The organism is Geobacillus sp. (assembly GCF_017515625.1).
GTDB classification, from domain to species: Bacteria; Bacillota; Bacilli; order Bacillales; family Anoxybacillaceae; genus Geobacillus; species Geobacillus stearothermophilus.
This window is the reverse complement of record NZ_JAFWFM010000003.1, coordinates 20,111-31,525: the sequence shown is the minus strand read 5'-3', so window position 1 is coordinate 31,525 and position 11,415 is coordinate 20,111. Positions and strand designations below refer to the sequence as shown.

Annotated in this window: 12 protein-coding genes and 1 other annotated feature; of the genes, 8 read left to right on the top strand and 4 right to left on the bottom strand. The window is 53.1% G+C overall.

Features of this window, described 5'->3' with window-relative positions:
- The first annotated feature begins 219 nt into the window (after positions 1-219).
- Positions 220-399, top strand: a complete 180-nt coding sequence (locus IKE44_RS00355; RefSeq protein WP_049624656.1) for a YjzC family protein — start codon at positions 220-222, stop codon at positions 397-399.
- A gap of 107 nt (positions 400-506) precedes the next feature.
- Positions 507-3,095: an ATP-dependent chaperone ClpB gene (gene clpB, locus IKE44_RS00350; RefSeq protein ID WP_287464661.1), complete on the top strand. Its 2,589-nt coding sequence runs from the start codon at positions 507-509 to the stop codon at positions 3,093-3,095.
- A gap of 262 nt (positions 3,096-3,357) precedes the next feature.
- Here clpB and IKE44_RS00345 read toward each other — a convergent pair whose 3' ends face one another.
- On the bottom strand, positions 3,358-3,546 hold the full coding sequence (locus IKE44_RS00345) for a YjzD family protein (RefSeq protein ID WP_049626102.1): 189 nt from the start codon (positions 3,544-3,546) through the stop codon (positions 3,358-3,360).
- A gap of 133 nt (positions 3,547-3,679) precedes the next feature.
- On the opposite strand from IKE44_RS00345, the gene IKE44_RS00340 reads away from it, so the two are divergent.
- A complete protein-coding gene (locus IKE44_RS00340; RefSeq protein ID WP_287464659.1) occupies positions 3,680-4,420 on the top strand; it encodes an alpha/beta fold hydrolase in 741 nt (246 codons plus the stop codon).
- A 165-nt stretch (positions 4,421-4,585) separates the two neighbouring features.
- Here the strand turns inward: IKE44_RS00340 and IKE44_RS00335 are convergent, their stop codons facing one another.
- Complete coding sequence (locus tag IKE44_RS00335; RefSeq protein WP_033015622.1) at positions 4,586-4,837, bottom strand: hypothetical protein; 252 nt, start codon at positions 4,835-4,837, stop codon at positions 4,586-4,588.
- Between the two features lie 258 nt (positions 4,838-5,095).
- Between IKE44_RS00335 and IKE44_RS00330 the strand changes: the two genes are divergently transcribed.
- The 5 genes from IKE44_RS00330 to IKE44_RS00310 all read left to right on the top strand — a co-directional run bounded on the left by IKE44_RS00330 (position 5,096) and on the right by IKE44_RS00310 (position 9,427).
- Positions 5,096-6,028 carry a beta-ketoacyl-ACP synthase III gene (locus IKE44_RS00330; RefSeq protein WP_287464657.1) on the top strand — a complete coding sequence of 311 codons (933 nt, stop codon included), beginning with the start codon at positions 5,096-5,098 and terminating at the stop codon, positions 6,026-6,028.
- Between the two features lie 43 nt (positions 6,029-6,071).
- The gene (fabF, locus tag IKE44_RS00325) at positions 6,072-7,310 is read left to right on the top strand and encodes a beta-ketoacyl-ACP synthase II (RefSeq protein WP_049624651.1); all 1,239 of its coding nucleotides are present in this window, start codon (positions 6,072-6,074) and stop codon (positions 7,308-7,310) included.
- A 144-nt stretch (positions 7,311-7,454) separates the two neighbouring features.
- Positions 7,455-8,258 carry a DUF2268 domain-containing putative Zn-dependent protease gene (locus tag IKE44_RS00320; protein ID WP_049624650.1) on the top strand — a complete coding sequence of 268 codons (804 nt, stop codon included), beginning with the start codon at positions 7,455-7,457 and terminating at the stop codon, positions 8,256-8,258.
- 136 nt (positions 8,259-8,394) lie between these two features.
- Entirely contained in the window at positions 8,395-8,601 is a 207-nt protein-coding gene (locus IKE44_RS00315; RefSeq protein WP_033015628.1) for a YuzI family membrane protein, read from the top strand.
- Between the two features lie 85 nt (positions 8,602-8,686).
- Positions 8,687-9,427: a YjbA family protein gene (locus IKE44_RS00310; RefSeq protein ID WP_049624649.1), complete on the top strand. Its 741-nt coding sequence runs from the start codon at positions 8,687-8,689 to the stop codon at positions 9,425-9,427.
- Between the two features lie 61 nt (positions 9,428-9,488).
- Here the strand turns inward: IKE44_RS00310 and trpS are convergent, their stop codons facing one another.
- A complete protein-coding gene (gene trpS, locus IKE44_RS00305; RefSeq protein WP_033015631.1) occupies positions 9,489-10,475 on the bottom strand; it encodes a tryptophan--tRNA ligase in 987 nt (328 codons plus the stop codon).
- 50 nt (positions 10,476-10,525) lie between these two features.
- Positions 10,526-10,759: a binding site (T-box leader), on the bottom strand.
- A 50-nt stretch (positions 10,760-10,809) separates the two neighbouring features.
- Positions 10,810-11,184, bottom strand: coding sequence for a DUF3899 domain-containing protein (locus IKE44_RS00300; protein ID WP_049624935.1), 375 nt, complete (start codon positions 11,182-11,184; stop codon positions 10,810-10,812).
- Positions 11,185-11,415 lie beyond the last annotated feature (231 nt).

Sequence of the window (11,415 nt, the reverse complement as noted above, 5' to 3'; positions counted from 1 at the left end):
TTTTAAAGGATAAATTATGAATTCGTGTGCCTATGAAATTCAGTGTTTTTTTCTAGGATCCGCATCGCGAAATCTTTGATATAACAGCATTTTGGCCATTTTCATTTGCCTAAAATGGCCTCAAAACTGTCGAACTCGGGTCCATCATTTTCATTCTTATGAACAGCGATGAAACCGAGCATGATAACAAATGCAATCGAAGCAAGGGGGATGAAACAAATGGGCCAACCGCGCCATTTCAAACCAGGCGATAAAGCGCCGAACAACGGCGTGTATATTGAAATCAGCGAAACGGGAGACAATGTAAAGCACCCGAAAAAGCTGAAACTGAAAGCCGGCGATACGTTTCCAGAAACGTCGAACCATAACCGGCATTGGACGTATTTGCGCAAACCGTGAAGCAGAACAAAAGCCATTCCAAGCATGGAGTGGCTTTTCATTTGCCGTGCGCTTTGCGATCCGCTATAATGATTTATAGTCAAAGAAGGTCAAATGGAGGGGACGGCATGGACGTAAGCCGTTTGACAGAAAAACTGCAAGAGGCGCTCATGGCGGCGCAGTCGCTCGCCAAAGAGCGGCATCATCAACAGCTTGATGTTGAACATCTTCTGCTGGCGCTCCTCGAGCAAGAAGATGGCTTGGCGCCGCGGCTGTTTGCCCTTTGCGGCGCCGACCGCGCTCAGGCGATCCGCTGGCTGCAAGACCGGATTCGCCAAAAGCCGGAAGTGCACGGAGCGGGAGAGGGACAGATGTACGTTGCGCCTGCCTTGGCGCGGCTGCTTGAGGGGGCGGAAAACGAAGCGAAACGAATGCAAGATGAGTACATATCGGTCGAACATGTGCTGCTCGCGCTGTCTCATGGCGCCGAGCCGGTTGCCCAGCAACTGGCATCGTTTGGCTTGACAGAGCAAGCACTGGTAGAAGCCGTGAGAAAGGTAAGGGGGAATCAACGCGTGACGAGTCCACATCCGGAAGCAACCTATGAAGCGTTGACCAAATACGGGCGCGATCTTGTCGCCGAAGCGAAGGCGGGAAAAATCGACCCGGTCATCGGCCGCGACAGCGAAATTCGCCGCGTCATCCGCATTTTGTCGCGGAAGACGAAAAACAATCCGGTGCTGATCGGTGAGCCGGGCGTTGGGAAGACCGCTATTGTCGAGGGGCTCGCCCAGCGCATCGTGCGCAAAGACGTCCCGGACGGGTTGAAAGACAAAACGATTTTCGCTCTTGACATGAGCGCGCTCGTCGCCGGAGCGAAGTTTCGCGGTGAGTTTGAAGAGCGGCTGAGGGCTGTATTGAACGAAATTAAAAAAAGCGAGGGCCGCATCATCTTGTTTATCGACGAGCTGCACACGATCGTCGGCGCCGGCCGGGCCGAAGGGGCGATCGACGCCGGCAATATGTTAAAGCCAATGCTTGCCCGCGGCGAGTTGCGCTGCATCGGGGCGACGACGCTTGATGAGTACCGGCAATACATCGAAAAAGACCCGGCGCTCGAGCGCCGCTTCCAACAAGTGCTTGTCCAAGAGCCGAGTGTCGAGGACACGATTTCGATTTTGCGCGGATTGAAAGAACGGTATGAAGTGCACCATGGAGTGAAAATTCACGACCGGGCGCTCGTCGCGGCCGCCGTTTTGTCCGACCGTTACATCTCTGACCGCTTTTTGCCTGACAAAGCGATCGATTTGGTCGATGAAGCGTGCGCGACGATCCGGACGGAAATGGAATCGATGCCGTCGGAGTTGGACGAAGTGATGCGCCGCGTCATGCAGCTGGAAATTGAAGAGGCGGCCTTAAGCAAAGAAACGGATGAAGCGAGCCGCGATCGGCTGGCGGCATTGCAAAAAGAACTTGCCGATTTGCGTGAAAAGGCGAACGCCATGAAAGCGCAATGGCAAAAAGAAAAAGAGGCGCTTGACCGCGTCCGCCGTTTGCGCGAGGCGCTCGAGCGGGCAAAACGCGAACTGGAAGAGGCGGAAAACGAGTATGATTTAAACAAGGCGGCGGAGCTTCGCCATGGCCGCATTCCGCAGTTGGAAAAGCAACTCAAACAGCTCGAGCAAGAAATCAGTGAGCAAAGTGAAGGGAAATTGCTGCGCGAGGAAGTGACGGAAGAAGAGATTGCCGAAATCGTGTCACGCTGGACTGGCATTCCGCTCACCCGCCTCGTCGAGGGAGAGAGGGAAAAGCTGCTTCGCCTTCATGAATTGCTGCATAGACGGGTCATCGGTCAAGACGAAGCGGTCGAGCTTGTCGCCGACGCCATCTTGCGGGCGCGGGCCGGCATGAAAGACCCGAACCGCCCGATCGGATCGTTTTTGTTCCTTGGACCGACCGGCGTCGGCAAAACGGAACTGGCCAAAGCGCTCGCCGAGGCGCTGTTTGACAGTGAGGAGCAGCTCATCCGTCTTGACATGTCCGAGTATATGGAAAAACACGCCGTCTCCCGCTTGATCGGAGCGCCGCCCGGCTATGTCGGCTATGAGGAAGGCGGCCAGCTGACCGAGGCGGTGCGGCGCAAGCCGTATTCCGTTCTGTTGTTCGATGAAATCGAAAAAGCTCATCCGGACGTGTTCAACATCCTGTTGCAGCTGCTCGATGACGGACGGCTCACCGATTCGCAAGGGCGGACGGTCGACTTTAAAAACACGGTCGTCATTATGACATCGAACATCGGATCGCCGCTGTTGTTGGAAAACAAACAGGGCGACATCGATGAAGAAACGCGCAAACAAGTGTTTGACCAACTGCGCGCCCATTTCCGCCCAGAATTTTTAAACCGGATCGACGATATCGTCTTGTTTAAGCCATTGTCGATGAATGAAATGAAAGGCATCGTCGAAAAGTTCGCCCGCGAGCTGTCGGCCCGTTTGGCCGATCGGCATATCGAACTCGTGCTGACCGAAGCGGCGAAGCAATACATCGCCGAAGCGGGCTTCGACCCAGTATACGGCGCCCGCCCGCTCAAACGGTTTATGCAAAAGCAAATCGAAACGCCGCTTGCGAAAGAGCTGATCGCTGGGCGGGTGAAAGATTACAGCACCGTCACGGTCGATGCCGAAAACGGCCGGCTTGTCATTCGCCCGTCAGCGTGAAACGAGTCGAAGAGGCGGGGGATAGCCGGGGGAAGAGACGCGCTTCTTGCTGGCAGCGTCAAACGTTTTTATGCCCCCATAAAGCCCATCTCATTGAGCATTGTGGGGCACGTGGCCGGCTGCAGAAAACACCAACCTACACCCATCAAGATGGAATCCCTCCTCGACTTACGCCTATATACGTGTTGGAATGGGGCTTCTCGATGACAAAAACAACGCCTTGGGACTTTCAACCCAAGGCGTTGTCTTATGAGGAGAATGATCAATGGCGATGATCCCCAGCCGGCTCGTCCGGAATCAAAGCGGCGACGACAAGGACTAAAACGGTCACGATCACGCCGAGCAAGGCGCCGGTTGCGAAATCATAGCCGGTCCCTTGCATCGAGCCCATGACGTACGTCGCCATTTGCACGAGCAAAAACGTCCAAAAAAACGTCCAAAACAAGCGCATCTTTGTTCCTCCCGTCTTCTCGTCATTCCTTTTCTTATCTTATCACAATTTGTCGCGTAGGCATATACCCGGACGTTTTTTTTGGCCGCGCATATCGTATACTGTACCATTATGCATTGCCAAACAAGGGTGAATGGAAACGATGGCAGGACAACGGCGGTTTTTTCAACTCGATGAGCAAGGGTGCATCGTTCACGTGCCGGAGCGCCCAAATGGGTTTGCCCTTTTTTTAATAGGCGACGGCGACCATTTTGTGAACGAACAGACGAGTTTTTGGCTCGAGCATCCGGGGCGGCGCCAATGGCTGGAAGATTGGTTGGAACGTGGGTATACGGTCTTTTCGTCCCATTTGTACGGCTGGCATTGGGGGAGTCCGAAAGCGGTCCGGCTGGCGCGCCAGATCATTTACTCGGTGTTGAAAAGCGAAATTGTGAACCAGCGCATCTATATCGTTGCCGAAGGAATGGGCGCGCTCGTTGCTTTGCAACTGCTTGGCGCCATGCCAAGTCAAATCCGCGCCGTCGCCATGATCAACCCTTGCCTTGACGTACGCGCCCAGCTTGACTATGAACAGGAACATCCATTCGTGTACCGGCGGATGGTGAGGGAAATCGCGACTGCCTATGGCTTGAAAGAAGAGGAGGTGCCCGAGGCTGTTCCGTCCCTCTTTCTCAGTCCTCATGACGTTCCGGTGACGATTTGGCAGCTGGCCGGAGTGAGCCCGTATCCATCCGCCTTGCATAGCCGTAAATATGAACAATGGATGAAAACGACAAACAACCGGGTGCGCGTCGTTTACGAGCTGCCGGAGAAACGGCGCCAACTGGCTCGGCAAATCGGGCAATTTTTCTGCCAATACAATGAACTCCCGTAAACGACAAGGGCAGGAGCTGACTCAAAAGCTCCTTTTTGATGAAATTTCACCCAAGTATTGAAAAGACCACCTCTGACCCCCGTGGTTGTACCGGGTTTTCAAGGTGGTCTATTTTTCCATGTTGCCTCAGATAGGGGTATTACCGCTTTTTTGGATCAGCCTCTGCTATTTTTTCAATAAGTCGACGAGCGAGGTGATCTTTTTCACGAGCGGTTTTAATTGTTGCAATGAGTCGGCTAGCGTATTGACGTTTTCAAACAGCTTCATGAAATCGATGTTCGGCAGTAAAGGCGGTTCTGCCTCGCTCCCTTGATCTTCGCGCTCGCCGGTTGTGCGAGAAGGAAAAGATCCGAACATTAGGCGGGAAAAATGGTCTTGCCGTTCGCGATGTTGTTCTTGTGCTTCGCCGTTGGCCATGGGCGATCCTCCCTTTCATGCGATGGTCGCTCGTATTTGTATTGTATGGCAGAAAGGAAAAAGCGGTTTGGACAAATGCCTTAGGGGAACGGAAAACGCTGGTTCAACTTTCGTTTTTTATTGCGCATCCACGCTCTTTCGGCTAAAATTAGTACCAAGTAATAATAATTGGTAATGTAGACTGATTGTACATTCAAGTTTGGTTGTCAGCGTGAGCGTTTTTTTGCCATTTTGGGAAAGAAAAAGGAGATGAATGATATGGGAGCAGGAATTATCGGGGTCGGCCGCTATGTGCCGGAAAAAGTGTTGACCAACTTTGATTTGGAAAAAATGATGGATACATCGGATGAATGGATCCGGACGCGCACCGGGATCGAGGAGCGCCGCATCGCTCCGGATGACATCGATACGTCCCGTATGGCGTATTTTGCCGCAGAAAGGGCGCTTCAAGACGCTGGCATTGAGGCGAAGGATATTGATCTCATTTTAGTTGCCACCGTCACCCCGGACCGTCCGTTTCCGTCGGTCGCTTGCATGCTGCAAGAGCGGCTTGGCGCCGTCAACGCCGCTGCGCTTGATATTAGCGCTGCCTGCGCGGGGGTTATGTACGGGATGGTCACGGCCGCCCAATTTATTGACACAGGCACCTACAAGTATATATTAGTAGTGGGGGCAGACAAACTATCGAAAATCACCGATTGGACCGACCGCAACACGGCGGTGCTGTTCGGCGATGGCGCCGGAGCGGTCGTCATGGGTCCGGTGTCGCCCGGGCGCGGGATTTTATCTTTTGAGTTGGGAGCTGACGGAACAGGAGGAAAACATTTATACAAAGACGAATATATCGTCATGAACGGCCGTGAAGTATTCAAGTTCGCCGTCCGGCAAATGGGAGAATCAAGCGTGCGTGTGCTTGAAAAAGCCGGGCTCACGAAAGACGATGTCGACTTTCTCATTCCTCATCAAGCGAACATTCGCATCGTCGAAGCGGCCAGACAGCGGCTCGAGCTGCCGGAAGAGAAAATATCGACGACGATCCGCCGATATGGCAACACGTCGGCCGCATCTATTCCGATTTCGCTTGTAGAAGAGCTGGAAGCGGGTAAAATCAGTGACGATGATCTCATCATTATGGTCGGATTCGGCGGCGGGCTGACGTGGGGCGCGATCGCCTTGCGCTGGGGCCGTTAACGGCACGGATATTATCGAAATAAAAAAAGGAGAGACGGAAACGATGGAAAAAAGACGAGTCGTCGTGACAGGCATAGGCGCCGTCACCCCGCTTGGGAATGACGCAGAAACGACGTGGAAAAACATCATCGCCGGCCAGTCCGGCATCGACATTGTCACCCGCGTCAATCCGGACGACTTTCCGGCAAAAGTGGCGGCGGAAGTGAAAGACTTCGATCCGTCGCTGTTTATCGACCGCCGCGAGGCGCGGAAGATGGACCGATTTACCCAATTCGCCGTCGCTGCGGCGCTTATGGCGGTCAAAGATGCCAATCTCAACATTCATGAAAGCAACGCTGAACGGGTCGGTGTTTGGATTGGTTCTGGCATCGGCGGTATGGAGACGTTTGAACAGCAGTTTGAAATTTTCCAGCAGCGCGGTTATCGCCGAGTGAGCCCGTTTTTCGTGCCAATGATGATCCCGGATATGGCCGCTGGGCAAGTATCGATCATCCTTGGAGCGAAAGGGATCAATTCGTGCACGGTCACCGCTTGCGCGACCGGGGCGAACTCGATCGGTGATGCGTTTCGGGTCATTCAGCGCGGCGATGCGGATGTGATGATCGCGGGGGGAACGGAAGCGCCGATTACGAAAATGTCGTTCGCCGGTTTTTGCGCCAATACGGCTCTCTCAACCAATCCAGATCCAAAAACGGCGAGCCGCCCATTTGACAAAAACCGCGACGGTTTCGTCATGGGTGAGGGAGCAGGAATCGTTGTTTTGGAGGAATTGGAGCACGCGCTGCGCCGCGGCGCGAAGATTTACGCCGAAATTGTCGGTTACGGCGCGACCGCCGATGCGTACCATATCACCGCGCCGGCGCCGGGCGGCGAAGGCGGCGTGCGGGCGATGCGCCAGGCGCTTCAAGACGCCGGCTTGAAGCCGGAGGACATTGATTACATCAACGCCCACGGCACGAGCACCGAGTACAATGATAAGTATGAGACGGAGGCGATCAAAGAAGTATTCGGCGATCATGCCTATAAGCTCGCCGTCAGCTCGACGAAGTCGATGACTGGGCATTTGCTCGGGGCGACCGGCGCGGTGGAAGCGATTTTCTCCGTGCTGGCGATCCGCGACGGCATCATTCCGCCGACGATCAACTACGAAACACCGGATCCGGAATGCGACCTCGACTATGTGCCGAATGAAGCGCGCAAGCAAGACGTGCGTGTGGTCTTAAGCAACTCATTTGGATTTGGCGGCCATAATGCGACATTGATTTTTAAAAAATATGTGTAATGGATGAAAAGGAGAGCCTTGGTTGAGCAGAGCTGAAAACGCGTGACTAACGGCGGGTTCGGTTCAGCGTCAGGCTCTCTTTTTTGTTTTGTTTCACCGTCTTTTCCCTGCCGACATAACGTAAGAGAAAAGGAGGGAAAAGCGATGGGATTGCTTCCAACCGATCGATGGCTGGAAGAGGATGAGGGGGACCCGCTCCTGTTGTGCGGGAGGTTGAGTTCGTTTTTTAAAGGAGCGTCGGCGCGTGAGATTTACAGCTATTTACGGCTGTATGGCATGTACCGAAGCACTCGACAGGCCGAGCGGCTTTTGCCGGAGATGAAAGAGCGCCGTCTTTGGGAACGTCTTGGCCGTTTGTATGAACGGCAACGGGGGATATGGAAGGGGCCAGACGTTCCGGTATGTTTGCTGCCGGCCGATGACGAAAACTGGAAGCTTGTGCGCGAATTCCAAGGAAAAGGCGGGGTGGCGTTTGCTGATAAATTGTTTTTCTTCTTGCTGCCGGATCATGGCGACGAGGAGATCGCCGCGTTGGTGGCGCATGAATACAACCATGTATGCCGTCTCAAGCAGTTGCCGAACGAAGGCGAAGATGCGACGTTGCTGGATGCCGTCGTGATGGAAGGATTGGCGGAGCATGCCGTCACCGAGACAGTCGGCGTCAAGCAGTGTGCGGGATGGACGAAGTATTACACCGATCGGGAGATGGAACGGTTTTGGCGGCGTTATATTGTCCCGAACCAACATTTGCCCGTTTCGCATCCGCATACTTCCCGCATTTTGTACGGGCTTGGATGGCATCCGAAAATGGGGGGCTATGCCGTTGGGTATGCCATCATCCGTCGTTGCCTAGAAAGAGGCTATTCGCTCGCCCAATTGATGAAGATGGAAGCGAAAGACATCGCGGAGTTGGCGGGCTTTTCAGGCAAACAGCAAGGAGCGTCTTAGCTCGAAACCGCATGGCGGACGCCGCTGTCCGGTTATCACAAGAATCTTAGGGGCATCGGGCGCAAACAGGCATGTTGTCCATGGCGCCGACATATATGTAGAACAAGGACGTGGACAAGAAGGAAGGGAAAGCCCGGTGGTCCGCCTGTTTTTTTATTTGGTCGGTTTCGGTTTTTCAGTCGTCGGCGGCATGATGGTGATCGCCTATTTGAACATCATCACTCCAGAGCGTGGTTTTTACGAATACTTATCTTATATTTCGACAAGGGTGGAATGTTATTTATTCCCTATTGGCCTTCTTTTGATGTGGGGGAGCTTGACGTTTCCAAGCCGCAGCCCCTAGAGGGGAAAAGAGGACGAAATGGAATAAAATTCCCACCCTCTGCCTATACTGATGGACAAACACGTCTGGAAGTGAGGGGTCTCGCATGCTTTATCTGCACGACATTTGGGTCAACTGGTTTGAAGGAGAAGAGAACGGATACAACGTCTGTCATTTCCATGAATGGCGCAAGGACGATCAAATCGAGCTGCTCGACCAAGTGCCGCTGTTAAAAGTATCCCCGGCCCTGTTTCATTACATTGAAAACAGCTTGTCCGATCTTCCAAAACCGCTGCTAGACGATGTACATCAGAAGGCGTATGTCCGCAAAAACCATGAACGCATTCAGCTGGACTATTGTTTCGTTGTCACGGACGGCGCCGGCGTTTTGGCTGTCGATACAATCGGTTATCAAATCCCGATTCGCAAAAGCCGTCTCATTCCGCGTCAGGAACAACTCGTCTACGAAGTGGCGGCCGAAGCGGAGGAACGGGACTATCCGCTGCCGAGGTATGAAAAAGAATACCACATTTTATCGCCGGCTCCGGAACTGATGTGCGGACTCACGCGCAAAGAGCGGCAGTTGAAACAGCTGTTGTTTATGGCGCTTGACCAGCTTTATTCGACAAAAAATACTGCCCAGATGCGCTATTGGTATACGGAATGGGCGCCGGAAAAATACGCCGCTATTCAAAAAATGTCTTTTGATGAAGCGTGGGAACAATTGTATAACGAGACGAAATACGGGTGGTCCGAACGGCATGAGCAGCTGTGCGAAAACTTGATCAAAGGGCAGCCATTTTTCGAAAAACTGTGGGAAATGGAGCAAGAACCAAAAGTCAATTAAAAAACGGGCCAAGGCGATAGGCGCCTGCCCGTTTTTGTATGGCTTCGCTGGATGCGGCTATTTACCGCCGCCGCCCGAGCCCCATGGCTTGCTCCATTTTGCGCACCATTTCCGATGCAACCCGATTTGCTTTTTCCGCCCCTTCATCCAACACGCGGTCAAGCTCCTCGCTTTCCATCCAATGGTGATACCGCTCTTGAATCGGTCGAAGCGTTTCGATGACGACTTGAGCGAGGTCTGCTTTGAAGACGCCGTATCCTTTTCCTTCGTATTGCCGCTCCAACTCCTCGATCGATTGACCGGATAGGGTCGAATAAATATTGAGCAAGTTCGAAATGCCTGGCTTCGCTTCTTTGTCGTAGCGAATCGTTCCTTCCGAGTCGGTGACCGCGCTTTTGATCTTCTTCTCGATCGTTTTCGCATCGTCAAGCAGTGTGATGTACGCTTTCGGGTTGGGGTCGGATTTGCTCATTTTTTTCGTCGGGTCGACAAGCGACATGATGCGGGCGCCGACTTTCGGAATGCGCGCCTCAGGGATCGTGAACAGCTCGCCATACCGTTTGTTGAAGCGCTCGGCCAGATCCCGCGTCAATTCGATATGCTGCTTTTGGTCTTCGCCGACCGGGACGATGTCGGTGTTATAAAGCAAAATGTCAGCGGCCATCAGCGGCGGGTACGTGAGCAGCCCGGCGCTGACCGCCTCTTTGCCGGCCGATTTTTCTTTAAATTGCGTCATCCGCTCAAGTTCGCCGATATAAACGATGCACTGCAGCATCCAAGCGGCTTGAGCGTGCGCCGGCACTTCTGACTGGATGAACAACGTCGCTTGCGTCGGGTCGATGCCGACGGCCAAATACAAAGCGGCGAGGCGGCGGATGTTTTGCCGCAGTTCGTGTGGGTCTTGCCAAACGGTAATGGCGTGTTGGTCAACGATGCAAAAATAGCAGTTGTATTCATGCTGCAGCTCGACAAACTGCCGCAGCGCCCCAATATAGTTGCCAATGGTGATGACGCCGCTTGGCTGAATGCCGGAAAAAATGGTTTTCATCGATCTTCACTCCCTCAAGCCAAAAATAAAAAAGGCCCTGCCAGCCCTCTGATAGGGACGGTAGGACCGCGGTGCCACCCTACTTATTGCGCGGAAAAGCGCAATCGCTCAGCCCATGCTTTGCGCATGGCCCCCTGTAACGCGGGGAACGTCCTCGCCTACTGCGTCGCCGGTTCGGCGGGAAGCTCGAAAGCCCATTCCATATGGCTAGCCGCTTGTTCGCACCTTCCACAAGCTCTCTGAAGGCATCGCCAATATGTACTCTTCTTTCTCATCGCTCGGCTGATCCTAGATTTGCCTTATATTATACGGAAAACATTCAGCTGTTGCAACCTTATTGCACGGCATATCCGGCGGCAATCATCGCCAAAAACAGAAGCAGACCAGAAAAGAGAAGCGGATACGTGATGGCGAAACGCCGCGGACCGAGCAGCTCATCCGATTCATGTTCTGCTGCCGCTTCCTCAAGATACCGCTCCACCCTCGCGCTGCTTCTGCGCAATCGGCGAAACCCGTATGCGAATCCGTTGAAAAACCCGCGTTCATAAACAAACAAAAGCCCGCCGAGCGACAGAGGCAAAAGGGAGAGCAAAAACGAAACGTTAATAAAGGCCACCGTACTCCATGCTCCTTGCCCTATTACGATGAGTGCGCTTGCCGCCAGCATCGCAACGACGAGCCATCCAGTCCGCACAGCCGTTTGTTTCATATCGTCTGTTCCCGCCTTTCCCTTCTCACTGCTTATTTTATCATAAATCATGTGGGCGGGAAGATTGTCAAAATTATTAACAAAATTATATTGAAAAATATAGAATAACCTGGAAGTTCAGGAGAGATTTGCTTCGAAGCTGAAAGGAAGGGCAAAAAAAATCATATTGTAAGCGTTTTCTTTTTTCTGTAGGCAGAAATTTTTTGTTTACTTTTTTGTTTACAATGGTGG